Origin of the sequence: Aquimarina algiphila (assembly GCF_947494415.1) — a bacterium.
Taxonomy (GTDB): domain Bacteria; phylum Bacteroidota; class Bacteroidia; order Flavobacteriales; family Flavobacteriaceae; genus Aquimarina; species Aquimarina algiphila.
Window position 1 is genome coordinate 312589 of sequence record NZ_CANLVC010000007.1, and the last position, 17974, is coordinate 330562.

Genomic DNA, 17974 nt, shown 5'->3' on the forward strand with positions numbered 1-17974 from the left:
CATGTATAAAGTGTTTATGAAATTAAAAATATTCTGGATACTAATTCTTTTCTTGGTATTGTCGACACCTGTAGAAGCGCAATGTGCTATGTGTAGAGCGGTTTTAGAGAGTGAAGAAGGGCAAGAGACTGCAAAAGGAATAAATAATGGGATCGTATACTTAATGATTATCCCATATATTTTAATAGGTGCTGTAGGGTATTTTATTTATAGAAATAAAAAGAATTCTAAAGTAGCAAAAGAAGAATAATTATTTAACTTCTTAATTTTTAACATTTTCATAACAATGTTGGATGTAACAAAAATGTAAAGTAGTTAGTCTTATGTAACAAGACTGCACTAACCAATTAAAAAGTCTTCAAAGGGAAAACCAAAAATTGACCTAAAAAGTAGGTTGTTTTAGTTACGTTAGTGAGTTTTGTTTTGTAGAGGTGTCATTTGCCTCAGAAATCTTAATCAAGTATTATGATTGAAATAAAAGACTTACATAAATCTTACAAAATGGGAAGCAATTCGCTTCACGTACTCAAAGGAATAGATTTTAGTGTAAAAGAAGGAGAATTAGTTGCAATTATGGGGTCATCTGGCTCTGGTAAATCGACTTTGCTGAATATTTTGGGAATGTTAGATGAGGCAGATACTGGGAGTTATTTTTTAGATAATGTTCCTATTAAAGGATTGAATGAAACTAAAGCGGCACAGTATCGAAATAAATTTTTAGGGTTTGTTTTTCAATCTTTTAATTTGATTAATTATAAGACCGCTATAGAAAATGTTGCTTTACCATTATATTATCAACGCAAGAAACGTAAAGAAAGAACCGATAAGGCAATAGAGTATCTTGGTAAAGTGGGATTAGCAGAATGGGCAACACACTTACCTAGTGAACTTTCTGGGGGACAAAAACAACGTGTGGCTATAGCACGTGCATTGGCCGCTGATCCAAAAGTATTATTAGCAGATGAACCAACAGGAGCTTTGGATAGTAAAACTTCATACGAAGTTATGGATATCATTCAGAATATTAATGATGAAGGAAAAACCATATTAGTCGTAACTCATGAACCAGATATAGCAGATATGTGTAAACGTATTGTGCATCTTAAGGATGGTGTCATTGTTGAAGATAAAAAAGTAGAACAGGTTAGAGCATCTCAATATGTTTGATAGAGATAGATGGCAAGAAATATTTGAAGCTATAGGAAAAAATAAGCTTCGCACCTTCCTTTCTGGATTTACAGTAGCTTTAGGGATACTGATCTTTACAATCTTATTAGGCTTAGGTAATGGCTTGTTAAATAGTTTTTTGAGTAGTTTCGTGGATGATGCACAAAATGTAATATTTATTCGAGGAGGAAACACTTCAAAAGCATATAAAGGTTTTCAAGAAAACAGAAAAATTCAATTTAAAAATGAAGATTTTGAGTTTATCAAAAGTAACTACATAGGTAAAGTTGAATTTGCTACTCCAAGAATTTACCGTAATGGGTCTGCTAAATATAAAAAAGAATCAGGAAGTTATAGCATAAGAGCAGTGCACCCAGATCATCAGTATTTAGAAAAAACGATAATGATGAATGGTCGTTACCTTAACGTGGCAGATGTAGAGGAGCGTACTAAGAATATAGTAATAGGAAGATTAGTTGAAAAAGATCTTTTTAAGAACGAAAATGCATTGGGCAAAATATTGGATGTAGATGGAATTGCGTTTAAGATAATCGGTGTTTTTCAGGATAGTGGTGGAGATAATGAAGAACGAATTATTTATATGCCTTATAAAACTGCTCAATTGCTTTATGGTAATAATGATCATGTAGATCAGATTAACCTAACGTATAATATGATTATGAGCACTGAGCAAGCAATTGCTTTTTCTAAGAAAATTGAAGAAGACTTTAAAGAAAGGTTTGAAGTAGCTCCTGATGATCAAAGTGCAATAAGGGTAAGAAGTTTTGCCGAAGATATTAAGGAAACCATGGTAATTCTTGGAGGTATTTACGTAATTATATTTGTAATTGGTATAGGAACCCTAATTTCTGGAGTTATAGGAATTGGTAATATTATGACGTTTAGTGTTAAAGAGCGGACTAAAGAATTAGGAATTAGAAAAGCTTTAGGAGCATCACCAAAATCAATTATAGCTATGGTACTGCAAGAATCCGTTCTAATAACATCTGTTGCAGGGTATTTGGGGTTGATATTAGGAATTTTTGTGCTAAAACTTATTGGTAATAACCTTGAAGAATTCTTTATACTTAACCCAAAAGTGGATACAGGAGTTATTGTAATTGCAACAATGGTATTAATATTTTTTGGTCTATTGGCTGGATATATTCCTGCAAGAAGAGCAGCAAAAATAAAACCTATAATAGCACTAAGGGATGAATAACTAAAATCAAGATGGTATGAAATTTATATTTGAAAGAGATACCTGGCAAGAAATTTACGGAGCTATTCGAAAGAATAAAATAAGAACGATTATCACAGTTATAGGTGTAACTTGGGGTGTGTTTTTATTCGTATTTCTTTTGGGTATGGCCAAAGGATTAGATAATAGTTTTAGAAGTCAGTTTAATGATTTTGCAACTAATACAATGTTTCTTTGGGGGCAACAAACAAGTATACCTAATGAAGGTTTTAAAAGAGGAAGGAGAATGCAACTCACACTGGATGATGTTGAAGTTCTGAAATCTCAGGTAAGCGATATAGAATACATAGCTCCTCGTAATGTTACTGGTCAATGGGGAACACCTCCTGGTCAATTTGTAAGAGGTTCTAAGTCAGGGGCATTTAAAGTTTTTGGGGATTACCCTACGATCGATAAAGTTTCGAAGAAAAAAATATTTAAGGGAGGAAGGTTTATTAATGAAGAAGATATTAAATATGAACGTAAAGTTTGTGTAATTGGAGAAGATATCTATAAACAGTTTTATGAAAAGGATGAAGAAGCAATAGGAGATTTTGTAAGGATAAATGGTATTTATTTCAAAGTAATAGGAGTATATAAACCAACTCAATCAGGATTTGAAGGAGATGATTCTATTTTTTTACCTTTTACAACATTTCAAACCATTTTTAATCAAGGTAACAATATATCCTGGATGGTAATTACTGCCAAGGCAGATAAGAATATTGTAAATACAGAAGCTAAGATAAAAACTACATTAAAAAGAATACATAATGTGCACCCTGATGATACACAGGCATTCGGGAGTTTTAATCTAGGAGAAGAAGTGGCCAAAGTTAATGGGTTTTTGTCGGGAATGCGATTAATCACTTATATTGTTGGTATCGCTACACTTATTGCTGGGGTAATTGCCATAGGGAACGTACTTTTAATTACTGTTAAAGAACGTACAAGAGAGATTGGGGTGAGAAGAGCACTTGGAGCTACACCAGGAGAGGTGAGAGGGCAAATTATGCTAGAATCTATTTTACTTACCTTTTTAGCAGGGTTATTAGGTTTTATTTTAGGAACCTTATTGCTCTGGGGAATCAATACAGCTATTGGTGATAACGAAGATATACCCATTTTAAACCCTACGGTAGACTTCTTTGCTGTAACAGGAGCCTTATTGTCAATTGTGTTGTTGGGAACTTTAATAGGTCTTATTCCAGCGCAAAAGGCAGTAAGTGTGAGACCAATAGAAGCATTAAGAGAAGAATAAAATAATAATTAGAATAATCAAATCAATCATAAATCAGATGAAAAAATTTTTAAAAATCCTACTAGTTGTTTTGTTAATAGTCGCACTGGGTTTTTCAGGAAAATATCTAATAGATTCTAATAGTAAGTCACCTATCGTGTTTACAACAGAAAAAGCATTTAAAACGTCAATTGAAGAAAAAACGGTAGCTACAGGAAAAGTAGTTCCAGAAGATGAGGTAGAAATTAAACCTCAGGTCTCAGGAATTATTGAAAAAATTTATGTTGAAGAAGGTGCTGCAATAAAAACTGGAGAATTGATAGCTAAAGTAAAAGTAGTACCTAATGAGCAATCATTAAATAGTGCAAGAGGACGAGTGAAAAATGCAGAAATAAGTCTGGCTAATGCAAAACAAGATTTTGATCGTAATAAAGCACTTTTTGATAAAGGGGTAATAGCTACTCAAGATTTTCAAAATGTAAAGTTACGCTATGATCAGGCTCAACAAGAAGTTCGTAATGCAGCTAATGATTTGCAAATCATTCGACAAGGATCAACAGGTGGAGCAAAAGCAATTACAAATATTAGATCTTCAGTTGCGGGAACTATTTTAGAAATTCCGGTTGAAGAAGGAGATCAGGTAATCCAAAGTAATAATTTTAATGACGGAACAACCGTAGCAACTATAGCTGACCTTAATAAAATGATCTTTGAAGGAAAAGTAGATGAAGCAGAGGTAAATAAATTAAAAATCGATATGCCCCTCAAAGTAAGTTTAGGAGCTATTAGAGATAAAGAATTTGATGCTAAGCTAAAATTTATAGCCCCTAAAGGAGATGAAGAACAAGGAGCTGTCCAGTTTAAAATTGAAGGCGAAGTTTTTCTTGATGAGTCATACTTTATTAGAGCAGGATACAGCGCAAATGCTTCTATTGTATTAGATGTGAAAAAAGATATTCTAGCCATAAAAGAGGCGTTGTTACAATTTGATAGAGAGACAGAAGAAGCTTACGTAGAGGTTCAGACCGGAGATCAGGAGTTTGAAAGGAAGGATATTGAAATAGGGTTGTCTGATGGTATAAATGTCGAAGTTTTATCAGGAATAACTGAAGAAGATAATATCAAAGTTTGGAATAAAACTGAACCAGTGAAGAAAGAAGGTGAAGAAGGACAAAATTAAAATACTTTATGAAAATATTCATAAATCTGTAACAACATCAATCAAATATATACATATACGTAGTATGAAATTAATATTAAAAGATTTAAGCCGAGGTAGTGCTTTAAATTTTAAACTTATGAGAATTAAAGTCTTAGTTTTATGTATTACACTCTTTGCTGGATTGGGGAGTCAAGCACAAGAAAAGAAATGGACATTACGCGAATGTGTAGAGTATGCCTTAGAAAATAATATCACCATCAAACAATCAGAGCTTGATGTAGAAGCTACAAGTATTGATAGACTTGATGCTATTGGAAATTTTCTACCTACCTTGAATGCAGATGCGTCAAATTTTTGGAGTTCTGGTTTATCGACAGATCCAATTACAAATGAAAATAGAACTCAGACATTTAGGAGTTCAAGATATGGTGTAAATGTTGGAATTACGATATTTAGCGGTTTGAGAAACATAAAAAGATTTCAGAGAGCTAAACTTAATAAGTTACTTAGTCAATATAATTTAGGAAAATCAAAGGATGATATTGCTTTATTTATTGCAAATAGTTATTTGCAGGTACTATTAAATAAAGAATCATTAAAGGTGATTGAAAAACAACATGAAATTACTTTAGAACAATTGCAACGTACCAAAGACCTTGTTGATGCAGGTGTGCTTCCACAAGGAGATCTTTTGGAAATAGAAGCTACTTCTGCAGATGAGTTAACTAGAATTGTACAGGCAGAGAATGCAGTGCAAATTGCATTAGTAAGTTTAGCTCAGACATTATTGATTAAAGATTATGCGAGTTTTGATATAGCAGAACAGGAGTATTTGGTTCCCGGATCAGAAATGATGGATAAGCCAATAGATCAAGTGATTGCTAAAGCTAGAGAATCAAGGTATGAAGTGCAAATTGCTGAACAAAATAAGCTTATAGCAGAAAAGGATCTTGAGATTGCAAGAGGAGCATACTATCCAACCCTAAATGGATCGTTTGGTTATGATACAAGAGAATCAGGAGCTAAAGGTTTTGGAAGAGTGTTAGATGAAACTAATCCTGTATTGACTCAAACCATTGGGTTTGTAGAAGGAACAAATCAAAATGTTCTTAATCAATCTCCTAATTTACTTCTGGTAGAACAAAACCCTAGTTCATATTTTAAGCAGTTGTATACAAACGATGGACTTCGATATGGACTATCGCTATCGGTTCCAATATTTAACGGGTTTTCTGCAAGAAATGCGGTGAAAAGAAATAAGGTAAACGTAAAACGTACAGAATTTCAATTAGAGCAAGCAGAATTAGACTTGGATAGTAATGTATATCAGGCTTATCTGGATGCAAAAGGAGCTGCAGAAGCATATGAAGCAGCACAGGTTTCAGTAAAAGCTCAGGAAAGAGCCTACGAATATGCAAAAGATCGCTATGATGTAGGATTAACAAACGCTTTTGATTTTAGCCAATCAAAATTTAGATTAGAAAATGCGCAAAGTCAGGAAGTGCAAAATAAATTTGATTATATCTTTAAGCTAAAAGTATTAGAGCTTTACTTCGGAATAAAGATCGCTGATATAAAATTATAAAATAGTAGTATCTCTTTTTTGGCTGCTACATAGAAAAGATTGTATTTTCATACAATAGAATTAACGTTAAAGTAAGTCATGAATAAAAAAACTTTACTCTTTATTTTAGGAATAGTTGTTGTTTTAATCGTATCGCTTGTTTATGGTAAAAAAGCAGGTTGGTTTGGAGAAAATGGTAATTTTAAAGAAGTGTCAATTACAAAAATTGAAAAAATTGATATTATCGAAACCGTTTCTGCAACGGGCAAAATTCAACCTGAAGTAGAGGTTAAACTTTCATCAGAGGTGTCAGGAGAGATAATAGATCTGCCAATTAAAGAAGGACAGCAAGTTAAGAAAGGAGATGTTTTAGTGCGTATAAACCCAGATATAATTCAGTCTGGATTAAATAGATCACAAGCCGCATTAGAAAATGTTAGAGCAGGATTACAGCAAGCAGAAGCAAGCCTAAAGGAAGCAAAACTTAGTTATGACCGAAACAAAGAACTTTTTGAAAAAGGAGTGATTTCTAAAGCTGAGTGGGATAGAGCTGTATCTGCATTTGAAGGAGCTGAAGCAGGGAAACAATCTGCTTATTATAATGTTCGAAGTGCTCAGGCAACTGTTAATGAAGCAAAAGATAATTTAAGTAGAACTACTATTTATGCTCCAATGGAAGGTACAATTTCTAAATTATCGGTAGAATTAGGAGAAAGAGTTGTTGGAACACAACAAATGGCAGGTACCGAGATTGTAAGAGTTGCTAATCTAAGTAATATGGAGGTCGAAGTTGATGTAAATGAAAATGATATTGTTAAGGTTACTATCGAAGATTCGACTATTGTTGAAGTAGATGCATATTTAAAAAAAGAATTTAAAGGATTAGTTACAGAAATAGCTAATTCTGCAGAAAATGCGGTAAGCGCAGATCAGGTAACTAATTTTAAGGTTAAAGTGAGGATTTTAGAAGAATCATATAAAGATTTGATTGATGGTAAACCAGAAAGCTATTCTCCCTTTCGCCCTGGGATGACTGCTACTGTTGATGTTATTACTGATAAAAGAAAAGGTGTGATAGGAGTCCCTATAAGTGCTATAGTGATTAAGAATGATACCTCTAGTGTAAAAGAGACCGTATCAAAAGATAAAATAACATCAAGTACCGATAAGAAATTCGAATGTGTATTCGTAAAGAATGGTGAAGTTGCAAAATTAAGGGTGGTAAAGACTGGGATTCAAGACGATAGTAATATTGAAATTATTAGTGGTTTGAAAGAAGGTGATGAAGTGATAACCGGACCATATAATGTAGTTACGAAGATTCTTAAAACCGGAGATAAAGTAAAATCAGAAACTGATAAAAAACCAAGTAAATAAGTACTTGTAAAGTATAGCATAAAACTGTTTATGTGCACTTGTGTTTGAGATTTCTCTCAGTATAAAACAAGTAATGAATGATGGTTGAGGAGATAAGATAATTTATCTATTTAGATTATCTTTGCCCAAATTTTAATCAATGGCCTATATTCTCTGTATAGAAACTTCAACAACAAATTGTTCTGTAGCTTTAGCTAAAGAAAGAGAGATAATTTGTTTAGAAGAAGATTATAATACATCATATTCTCACGCAGAAAGATTGCATAATTTTATTAATAAAGTTATATCAAGGGCTGGTATATCATTAAAAAATATTGCGGCTGTTGCAGTGAGTAAGGGGCCTGGTTCTTATACGGGATTAAGAATTGGAGTTTCTGCTGCAAAAGGACTGTGTTATGCGTTAGATATTCCATTAATTGCTATATCAACATTACGGTCATTGGCATTACAAATAGACTCAGAAAGCGAAGCATATATTGTTCCTATGATTGATGCACGAAGAATGGAAGTGTATTCTGCAATTTTCTCTAATCAGAATGAACAGCTAAGGGATACAAAAGCAGAAATTCTCACTGAAGATTCCTTTAAAAAATATCTTGAGAAGAAGAATGTGTATTTTGTTGGTAATGGGGTAGAGAAGTTTTCTGCCATATGTAACGCAAGTAATGCGATTTTTGTTGAAAACAAATTACCATCTGCAAAAGAGATGGCGGTATTGAGCCATTCTAAATATCAAGATAAGGATTTTGAAGATGTAGGGTATTTTGAACCTTATTATTTAAAAGATTTTGTAGGAGGTTAACTCTTTTCTTGTAAAGTGCTACTATCCAGTATTTATTAAAATACATTGTCATTTATTTTCAACAAATGACAATGTACATAAATGTATTTTCTTAGATATTTAATTTGCTCTATCGGTATTGCTTAAAAGGCTATGCGAAGGACTAGAATCGGAACTTTTTAAAGCATTGTATCTGGCAACAAAGCGAATAAGGTCTTCTTCCTTTTTTAAACGAATTTTTTCTTTCTTGAGGTATTCCTTGAGTTCATTTTCTTTATCGCTAAATGTTGCTAACATTTCTTTTTTATTTAAAGGGAGTTCCATGATCACTCCTGCTTCTTCTATATAATAGGTGATAACTTGTCTGATTTTACCAGGTTTAACAGCACTGCCACTAATTCCTTGATTCTCAACATCAGTTATGCTAAGAGAGTATTTTTTGTAAATACTATATAAATCTGTCAATTCTACTAATACATAATATCCAGGTCTGCTCAGGCCTCGTTGATTTTTAAAATTACAGTAGTAGAAATAGTTTTCCTCAATTCTTACATGAGTAGTTTGGTTTTTGACTAGTTCATATAATGTTGATTGAGACTTGTATTCTATAGCATCAGTTTGAATGTTATATCTTAATTTTGCATGATATGTAGTTGACTTTTCATGTATAACGCTAGATTCTTTATAGCTAGGATTCATATAAACAGATCCTGTATAATCACTATATGTATAATCTTCTTGAATGTCTGTAACTAAACTTTTCGGTAATTGGGCAAATGATAAAGATGATATTGTTAAAAATAAGAGTAGTGTTTTTCCCATAGTTTGTAATTTTAGGTTGAGTTTGTTAAGCGTTTGATTAAGAGCAATGTAGTTTTTTTAGTTTAATTGTTGTTGTTTGATTTGAGAATTTTTTAATTTTTTTGAATATTAAGATAAAAATGTATTTGTACTAATAAATCCATATAATTTTAATCGTCTAACTACAAATTTCTATTTATAGTTAGACGATTAAAAATAATTGTATTGAAAAATAAGAATCTATATGGTCTAAGATCATTTCAAGTAAAAAAACAAAGTATTCATTAATTTCTACCTGAAGTAGCATTGCTTAGGAGACTTCTATTCTGGGAAGTTTCATCACTTTTTAATGCATTATATCGGGCAACAAAGCGAATAAGGTCCTCTTCCTTTTTTAGACGAATTTTTTCTTTCTTAATATATTCCTTAAGTTCATTTTCTTTATCGCTAAAAGTTGCTAGCATTTCTTTTTTATTGAGAGGCAATTCCATAATCACTTCAGCCTCTTCTATATAGTAAGAAGTAATAGTTCTAATTGATCCTGGTTCTGCAATACCACTGCTTACTACAGCTTTTTTTTCAGGGTCTTTAATTTCTAGCGTAAATCTTTTGTAAATACGATATCTATCTGTTAACTCTACTAATACATAATATCCCTCTCTATCAAGTCCTCTAGGACTTTTAAAATTACAATAGTAAAAATAATCACCATCGATTCGGGCATGCACGGTAGGTCTTTTAACTAATTCATACAATTCACCTGATTTAGATGTATGTTCTAATCCATCGTTATAAATGTTATATTTTAACTTGGCATCATAAGCGCTGGATTTTTCATCTATAACGCTAGATTCTTTATAACGAGATTTTAGATAAATACTTCCATCATATTCATCAAAAGTGTTTACTCTTGAGGTAGGTACGAGTAAACTTGTTGGTATTTGAGCAAACGAAGCAGAAAATGCTGCTAGGCATAAAACAAGTAGTATTCTCTTCATAATTCATCGATTTAGGTGTGATAAATTTAAAAAAATAACACTTTAAATAAAATTTTTATGGTTTTTTAGTACAATTTTTACGGATTATTCATTGAAAAGGCGTTACTTAATCAATTATTATGAAAAAAATAAGCAATTTAACAGAAAATCCACATAGATTTTTTACGTTAAAACCGTAATTTTTGTAAGATTTTAGTCACAAATACATGTTAATCAGTAAGTTTAAAAGATTAAAATCATCTATTATCTGCTAATTTTGATGCATTTTTAGAGAAATTATAAAAGCACTAGTCGATCATTTTAAGGACCTCGTTTGTGTCTTCAACCGGAAATTTACATGCATTATTTACACAGGTATAAATCAATGTTCTATCTTGATCAAATCTATTTTTAAGTAATGCCTGGTCAGAATCAGATGCACTTCCTGCCAATAACTTGTTGGGTATGTATGTTTGATTTAATTCTTTTAACTTATTTTCAGCATCATTTCCAACAATCACCAGTTCATAGAAATTAAAAGAAAAATTAAGCATAAGATCTAACCAATTAGAATATCCAGAAGCATACGATTCAATTTGTGGTTGAATATTATGAAGCATTTTCTCGCTTATTTCTTTATAATCAGAACGGTCATAATAATGAGATAGTAGAAATAGGTTTTTACCCATTATAGAATTGGATGCAGGAATTACATTGTCATTATACTCTATGGTTCGTGAAATAAGTTCTGGATCTTCATCTGAAGTGAAGTAGAATATATTTTTTGTTTTATCAAAGAAATGTGTTAGCGTGTATTCTGTAAGTTGATTCGCTATGTCAAGCCATTCAGAATCAAAAGTATTTTGATAAAGAACAATAAATGCTTCGATAACAAGTGCATAATCTTCTAAGTAGCCATTCACTGTGCTTTTACCATTTTTATAATTATGAAACAATGATTGGTTATTTTGAAGTTGATTTTTTGTAATAAATGTTGCATTCTTTATTGCTGCATTAAGAAATGCTTTCTCCCCAAAAACACGATAAGCATCGAGGTAACCTTTTAACATTAAAGCATTCCAGGAAGTTAATGTCTTATCATCTAATCTTGGTCTTGAGCGTTCTTCACGTTCTTGAAGTAAAACTTTTTTCCAATTTGAAACTTTTTCAGCAAGTATTTCTGAATTTATATTATTATCATCAGATATTTTTTGATCAGTGTCCTTTCTTATTAGGACATAATTTTCTTTTTCCCAAAAGCCATATGCGTTTATGTTGTAATATGAAGAAAAGAGCTCATAATCTTCTTCTAAAAGTTTTTTAAGCTCTTCTTTTGTCCATACATAAAAAGCACCTTCTTCTAACTCGCCTTCTGGAGTGTTGCTATCAGCATCTAATGAAGAATAAAAAGCACCCTCTTCATTAGTGAGTTCTCGTGATACAAAATCTAAAGTTTCATATACAACAGTTTTAAACCATGGGTCTTTAGTGATGAGATATGCATCAGAATATAAACTTACTAGTTGAGCATTGTCATATAGCATTTTTTCAAAATGCGGAACGTGCCATTTGTCATCTGTAGAATATCTTGAAAAACCTCCTCCAATGTGATCATAGACACCACCGTATGATATTTTTTGTAATGTGTTTTTTACAAAAGCTAATAATTCTTCATCATTTGTTTGGTAGGCGTATCGAAGTAAAAACTGATAATTATTTGGCATCATAAATTTTGGAACACGTTTTGTCCCACCTTTTTGATGATCAAAATTTGCACTCCACTCTTTAACAGATGAGGCAATGAATTCTTTTTCAAAATTGATTTCATTAGTATTTACATCAATAACATCTACGGCTTTTATACCTTGTTCAAGTTTATCTGCATATTCTACAAGTTTATCAGGTTGTTTTTCGTGTAATCCAGCAATTTGTTTGAGTGCGTCAACCCAGTTTCCTTTCGGGAAATATGTTCCTCCCCAAACGGGTCTTCCATCGGGTAACGTTATCATATTAAGAGGCCATCCACCACTACCGGTCATTAATTGTACCGCATTCATATATACCTGATCAATATCCGGACGCTCCTCACGATCGACTTTAATATTAATGAAATTAGTATTCATGATCTCTGCAACCTTTGGGTCTTCAAAGCTTTCATGCTCCATCACATGACACCAATGACAAGCTGCATACCCAATACTTACAATGATAAGCTTATTCTCTTTTTTGGCTTGATCCAGTGCTTTTTCTCCCCAAGGTTTCCAGTTTACAGGATTATGTGCATGCTGTAATAAATATGGACTGGTTTCATGAATTAAATCATTAGTGTATTCGTGTTCCATGGGTTGTGGTTTGTTTTGACTTGTGCAAGAGATATTTAAAATTAGTAAGATGAGAAACCAATATTTCATTTTTGTTTGACTTTAGTAATCCTTAAAAATATAAAAAGCATCCCAAGAATATTGAGATGCTGTCTAATTTTATGAAATAAATTAGATTTTCTTCATTTTAAGTATATCTAAACTTCAATATACAAATATGGATTGTCTTAGAAAATACTATTGAGAATACTATTTTATTTCGAACGATACTTTAAGGTTTACTCTATACTCTGAGACTTCGTTATCTTTTATCATAACTTTTTGGTCAGATACCCAAGCTGATTTGATGTTTTTTACCGTTTTTCCAGCTTGTTTTATTCCATTTCTAGTTGCATCTTCCCAACCTTTTTCAGAGCTTGCTATTATTTCAATTACTTTAACAATTGCCATTTTAATGATTTTTTAGTTAATGTTTTACGAATAATCTCTAAGATACGAGATACTTTACTCTTTTGAAATAAAAAACAGGTATTCTTTTAACAGTTTTTTCGATGTAATCAAAGGTTTTTCGATGAACTACCCATTGATCGCTTCAACGTACTCTACTTTATCTTTCAACATCTCCTTCAGCATATTTTCGATTCCATTTTTTAAAGTAAAAGTGGAGGAAGGGCATCCGCTACATGCTCCTTGTAAAACCACTTTCACTCCTTTGCTCTCTGGATCATAAGAATCAAATAGAATATTCCCTCCATCACTTGCAACCGCTGGTTTTATATATTCTTCGATAATATTTATGATATCCTTAGAAACGTCATCTAGCTTTTCAAAGTCAACATCAGCTTGTTTTTCTGCTTCACTTTTGGATACTGCGGCATTAGCAGATAGTACTTCTTTGCCTTGTTCGAGATAATTGCGTAAAAATTCTCTTATCTCTGTAGTGATATCATTCCAATCGGCCATATCGTACTTGCCAATAGAAATATAATTTTCATCTATATATACCTCTTTAACAAAAGGGAAATGAAATAATTCTTGTGCGAGAGGAGCTTCTGTCGCCTCATCTATGTTTTTAAATTCGTGTCCCGTAGTTACTAATTTCTTGTTTGCAACAAATTTAAGGACGGCTGGGTTAGGAGTACTTTCTGCATAGATTGTAATAGGAACCTTTTTTGTGACTTCGGTTTCTACTTCATTGATTACAGGTTCTCCGCTATTAAGATATGTTTTAATCTGTTCTGCTACCTCTTCTTGTACATCTGACCATTCTACAATATCATACTTATCAATGGCAACAAAATTTTGTGCGATAAATACTCTCTTTACAAAAGGTAAGTAGAACAATTGTTGGGCTAGAGGAGAGTTTTTAGCCTGATCTATATTCTCAAATTCATAACTAGTATGTTGAGTCAAAAAGTAGTTTGCTTCAAACTTAACAATTCCTGGATTTGAAGTCGCCTCTATTTTTATTTCAAAGTTCTTTTCCATGCGCTAATTTTTGGCAAATTTACTAAAAAGCAAAACGATATAAGTAGTGTAATTATATTGCTAACACTTTTTAACGTATTGTTCTTATAAAACTGTAAATCTGGTATTCTGACAAAAATTTATATCTTTGGAGCTGTCGTTAAGTAGCGATGAAGTGAAAAAAAAATGTGAATCCCTACAATATAAGCTGTTTTTATTAGTTAAGGTTAAATTCACAAATTCTATTTAGCCCCGTAAATGATAGAGCCCAAATGAACTTAAAAATATTTTATGTAGTCTTCTTAGCGTTAGTGTTTCAATTTGGATTCTCGCAAGAAGGAATACCTATATACTCTGATTATCTTTCAGATAACTTATATCTGGTGCATCCTGCAATGGCAGGTGCAGCCAATGCCAATAAGATCAGACTTACAGCTCGTAAGCAATGGTTTGACGTAGATAATGCGCCTAGCTTACAAACATTGAATCTTAATTTTAGAACCGGTGATAAATCTGGTTGGGGAGGAATCCTGTATAGAGATGAAAATGGAAGGTTTTCTCAAACGGGATTTTATGCTACGTATGCGTATCATCTATTGTTTTCTAGAGATAGAACAGATTTAAATATGCTATCCTTTGGTATGAGTGCAGGCTTCATACAATCTAATTTAGATTTAAGAGGGCTTGATGATCCTTCTGATCCTGATCCAGTAATATTAGATAGAGTTCAAAAAGATTTTTACTACAATGTAGATGTAGGATTGTCATATAATTTCTTAGAATGGTATGCTCATTTTACGGTCAAAAATATCTTACCGACAACTCGAGATACTTTTAATAATGATACTCCAGTGCAGGAATCTAATAATCAACGTAGATATGTATTTTCACTAGGATATTTATTTGGTATTGGGAATATTTTGAGCCTAGAGCCTTCTATTCTGTATCAGGCTACAGATGAAACCAAAGAAAGTACTATTGATGCTAATTTAAAAGCATATAAAGATTTTAACTTTGGAACTTTATGGGGTGGGATTTCTTACAGACGTAGTTTGGATGGAGCAGAATTTTCTCAAAATGGGACCTCGGTAGAAAGTCAACAATTACAGTATATAACACCATTTGTAGGGGTGAATTATAAAAAATGGTTGGTTGGATATACCTATAGTTATCAATCTAATTCTGTCGTACTTAGTGATGGTGGTTTTCACCAGATTACTTTGGGGTATGATTTTGGAGAACGTAAGGAAAGATGGAATTGTAAATGTCCTGCCGTTAATTCTAAATAAAATCAGAAACAGGTTTGCTGAAATTTTGTAAATCTAATTACATAAATTATTCTTTTAAGATATTTCTTTTTCATGATTAAGAATCATATTCGCATCCAATACTTTTAAATCTAATATCAATACATTGTGTTGGGGTTTGCAGAATCTTTAGGGATTTGTTGAATTGAATCCCAGTGCTCACATATTTTTCCGTTCTCATCAAACCGAAAAAAATCCATGGTTACATACTCATCATTGTCAGGCCATTTTTGATGTGTGTGAAGCGCTACTAGATTTTCTTCAGCAATACATCTCACAAATTCAATTGATTTATCAGGATATTCTTTTTGCATTCTTTCAAAATATGCTATAAATCCTTCGATGCCATCTGCCACATCAGGATTGTGTTGAATATATTCTTTGCCTACATACTTAGTGATGGCATCTTTTGGGTTTCCTTCATATGCCGTTTTGTAAAATGCAATTGCATTTTTTTTGTTTTCCTTTAGATTCATGTGCTATATTTTATTAAGGGATTAATTTTTTAAATCGTATAATAACAATATAAACATATTACGGTTCTAAATTATTAGAAGCGTAATATGTTTCAGAATTCTAAAGAAGTTACTTCATGTGCTGCCATTAAACACTACTTTTTTTATTGTAGCTTCAGTTTTTTCTTGTTATTTATGCATTATTGGAAGGAGATTTCCTTCAAGTTCTACTGCACTATCAGAAGACAACAACTCATCCAATTCGTAAACATTTGTATAACCATAACCAAATAGATTTATAAATGTTGGAATATTTAAAGCCAATGTTTTTTCGGGGAAAGGTTCATTTTTTGGTGAAATCTTTTTTGGTGATATCTTCTTAGTGGGGAAAGCTTCCAAAAAAGGATATTTCTGTTCAAAATTGTTATTACAATAAATTAATATTCTTGTGTCTTTAGTAGGTATAATACGAGATAAGGTTTCTATTGTGAAGTCAGAAAAATTGAGATGAACAGCGCCTTTTATATGCATCTTATCGTACATTTTTTTTGAACGGGTATCCAAAATTATAGTGTTTTTATTTTTTGACATTTTATTGAATTTTGCGAAACTTATAAGTCTGTTTGCTCTGTGCAATTTTGCATCTTTTACAACTTCTTCAAAAAAACTAAAATTTACATATGCTTTAGGATACTCTCTGTTTTTCTGTGATAGCATGGATAATGGCATTAGCGTTAGTATCATTATGGTTATTGTGGCTCTCATAGTTATGGTGTTTTTTAATTTTCCCAAGAAAATGATTTTTCTCTACCTTGTTTTTTTATAGCATTTAGTAATGCGGTTTCCAGATTAGAATCGTCTTTTTTACTGTTTTCTTTAATGTATTGCATACGTTTCTTATTTAGGTCATTTATTTTGCCTTGTATTTCTTTACGGGCATTACTTTTTTCAGCTATATATTGCTTTAATTCTTTCTCAGACTTATCCTTTAACTCTACAGGTAATTCTTCTTTTGCTACTTTTTCAACTTCAAAACTTTCATCTTCCACAGCATCAATCAGGTCCCAACTTTTGTTTTTGTAAAAACCAGAACTCTTACTTATGGTTCTGCTTACCGCATTTGCAGGACTATATGATCTAGCATTATGATCTTGTTCTGCCTGTAACTCTCTTTTTTGAGCTCCTCGATGGCCATAATAGATATATGTACCGTTTAGTTTATTGTTTAACTCAAGAATGATATCATCATATGGTGTTGCAATATGAATAGTTTCTCTATTATGGTCTATTGCGCTATATTCTCCACGAGTTAGATCTGCTCCGTGTTTCCACATGGTATCTATCCCTTGTCTAAAATTACCACAAAAGATAGTATTGATTGTAATATCTTTTTCTGACGCATCTGTAGCAGCATCTTTATAATTTACAGGTCCTTGAGTAAAGGGTTCGTTTCCTGCTATGAATATCAGTTTAAGATGATCATTATTCTTTTTCCAATTTAATTGATTGATTGACGTAGTGATCACTTTACCACAATATTCATTTCCACCATTAGTAGTTAATGCAAAAAGCTCTTTTGATATTTCATCTAAATCATTAGAAAAAGGTAATACCTGTCTTATAAAACCTTCTTGAGAAGGTAAGCCATCGTTGCCGTACTCATACAATGCAATCTCTAGTTTTATAGTATTATGACCACACTTGGCATATGATAATTCATTTACAATTTCCCAAAGCTGTGCTTTGGCTTGATCAATAAGACCATCCATACTGTTACTAGTATCTAATAATAGTGCTACTTGTATATTACGTGTATTTGGATCTGTTTTGGTGGTTTCTATTAAATGATTTTTCTCATTTTGAAATGCTAGTTCGGAGTTTGATTTATGGTTTGCATTACAAGAAATAGTAATTAATACACTCAGCATACTCCATGTAAAAAATGTCTTCATAGTTTCTTTTTTTAATTCTGGATAAAATTATATCGAACTTTTCTGTATAAAAACCTATAATGAGGGATTGCGTATGATGGATGAGTGAACACTCTTATATAATTAGCGAGTTATCTTTTTTATGCTAAAAAGCTGCTATAAAACGATATAATCTGTAAATGCT

Annotated in this window: 17 protein-coding genes; 9 read left to right on the plus strand and 8 right to left on the minus strand. The window is 32.0% G+C overall.

Going from position 1 to position 17974, the window contains the following annotated elements:
* Positions 1 to 16: 16 nt before the first annotated feature.
* The 8 genes from PQF96_RS16080 (at position 17) to tsaB (ending at position 8552) form a co-directional block, all read left to right on the plus strand.
* Positions 17 to 250, plus strand: a complete 234-nt coding sequence (locus PQF96_RS16080; protein WP_109435911.1) for a hypothetical protein — start codon at positions 17 to 19, stop codon at positions 248 to 250.
* 215 nt (positions 251 to 465) lie between these two features.
* On the plus strand, positions 466 to 1167 hold the full coding sequence (locus tag PQF96_RS16085) for an ABC transporter ATP-binding protein (protein ID WP_109435582.1): 702 nt from the start codon (positions 466 to 468) through the stop codon (positions 1165 to 1167).
* Positions 1160 to 2389 (plus strand): ABC transporter permease, encoded by a 1230-nt coding sequence (locus PQF96_RS16090; RefSeq protein WP_271767373.1) that lies wholly within the window; start codon positions 1160 to 1162, stop codon positions 2387 to 2389. Before PQF96_RS16085 ends, PQF96_RS16090 begins: the two co-directional genes overlap by 8 nt.
* Positions 2390 to 2405: 16 nt before the next feature.
* Positions 2406 to 3668: an ABC transporter permease gene (locus PQF96_RS16095; protein WP_109435580.1), complete on the plus strand. Its 1263-nt coding sequence runs from the start codon at positions 2406 to 2408 to the stop codon at positions 3666 to 3668.
* A gap of 37 nt (positions 3669 to 3705) precedes the next feature.
* The gene (locus PQF96_RS16100; protein WP_109435579.1) at positions 3706 to 4827 is read left to right on the plus strand and encodes an efflux RND transporter periplasmic adaptor subunit; all 1122 of its coding nucleotides are present in this window, start codon (positions 3706 to 3708) and stop codon (positions 4825 to 4827) included.
* Positions 4828 to 4891: 64 nt separating this feature from the next.
* Positions 4892 to 6394, plus strand: a complete 1503-nt coding sequence (locus tag PQF96_RS16105; RefSeq protein WP_271767375.1) for a TolC family protein — start codon at positions 4892 to 4894, stop codon at positions 6392 to 6394.
* A gap of 78 nt (positions 6395 to 6472) precedes the next feature.
* On the plus strand, positions 6473 to 7750 hold the full coding sequence (locus PQF96_RS16110; protein ID WP_109435578.1) for an efflux RND transporter periplasmic adaptor subunit: 1278 nt from the start codon (positions 6473 to 6475) through the stop codon (positions 7748 to 7750).
* Positions 7751 to 7889: 139 nt separating this feature from the next.
* Positions 7890 to 8552, plus strand: coding sequence for a tRNA (adenosine(37)-N6)-threonylcarbamoyltransferase complex dimerization subunit type 1 TsaB (tsaB, locus tag PQF96_RS16115; RefSeq protein WP_271767376.1), 663 nt, complete (start codon positions 7890 to 7892; stop codon positions 8550 to 8552).
* Positions 8553 to 8651: 99 nt separating this feature from the next.
* On the opposite strand, the gene PQF96_RS16120 is transcribed toward tsaB, so the two are convergent.
* From PQF96_RS16120 to PQF96_RS16140, 5 genes are all read right to left on the minus strand, one after another.
* Positions 8652 to 9353, minus strand: a complete 702-nt coding sequence (locus tag PQF96_RS16120; RefSeq protein WP_109435576.1) for a hypothetical protein — start codon at positions 9351 to 9353, stop codon at positions 8652 to 8654.
* A gap of 263 nt (positions 9354 to 9616) precedes the next feature.
* A complete protein-coding gene (locus PQF96_RS16125) occupies positions 9617 to 10330 on the minus strand; it encodes a hypothetical protein (protein WP_271767377.1) in 714 nt (237 codons plus the stop codon).
* A gap of 287 nt (positions 10331 to 10617) precedes the next feature.
* Positions 10618 to 12651, minus strand: a complete 2034-nt coding sequence (locus PQF96_RS16130) for a thioredoxin domain-containing protein (protein WP_271767378.1) — start codon at positions 12649 to 12651, stop codon at positions 10618 to 10620.
* 228 nt (positions 12652 to 12879) lie between these two features.
* Positions 12880 to 13080, minus strand: a complete 201-nt coding sequence (locus PQF96_RS16135) for a dodecin family protein (RefSeq protein ID WP_109435574.1) — start codon at positions 13078 to 13080, stop codon at positions 12880 to 12882.
* 126 nt (positions 13081 to 13206) lie between these two features.
* Positions 13207 to 14118: a NifU family protein gene (locus PQF96_RS16140; RefSeq protein ID WP_109435573.1), complete on the minus strand. Its 912-nt coding sequence runs from the start codon at positions 14116 to 14118 to the stop codon at positions 13207 to 13209.
* A gap of 251 nt (positions 14119 to 14369) precedes the next feature.
* Between PQF96_RS16140 and PQF96_RS16145 the strand changes: the two genes are divergently transcribed.
* Complete coding sequence (locus PQF96_RS16145; protein ID WP_109435572.1) at positions 14370 to 15386, plus strand: PorP/SprF family type IX secretion system membrane protein; 1017 nt, start codon at positions 14370 to 14372, stop codon at positions 15384 to 15386.
* 116 nt (positions 15387 to 15502) lie between these two features.
* On the opposite strand, the gene PQF96_RS16150 is transcribed toward PQF96_RS16145, so the two are convergent.
* The 3 genes from PQF96_RS16150 to PQF96_RS16160 form a co-directional block, all read right to left on the minus strand.
* The gene (locus PQF96_RS16150; protein ID WP_109435571.1) at positions 15503 to 15880 is read right to left on the minus strand and encodes a nuclear transport factor 2 family protein; all 378 of its coding nucleotides are present in this window, start codon (positions 15878 to 15880) and stop codon (positions 15503 to 15505) included.
* Positions 15881 to 16048: 168 nt separating this feature from the next.
* A complete protein-coding gene (locus tag PQF96_RS16155) occupies positions 16049 to 16651 on the minus strand; it encodes a rhodanese-like domain-containing protein (RefSeq protein WP_271767379.1) in 603 nt (200 codons plus the stop codon).
* Positions 16639 to 17811 carry a VWA domain-containing protein gene (locus PQF96_RS16160; protein ID WP_143916767.1) on the minus strand — a complete coding sequence of 391 codons (1173 nt, stop codon included), beginning with the start codon at positions 17809 to 17811 and terminating at the stop codon, positions 16639 to 16641. Before PQF96_RS16160 ends, PQF96_RS16155 begins: the two co-directional genes overlap by 13 nt.
* Between the last annotated feature and the right edge of the window lie 163 nt (positions 17812 to 17974).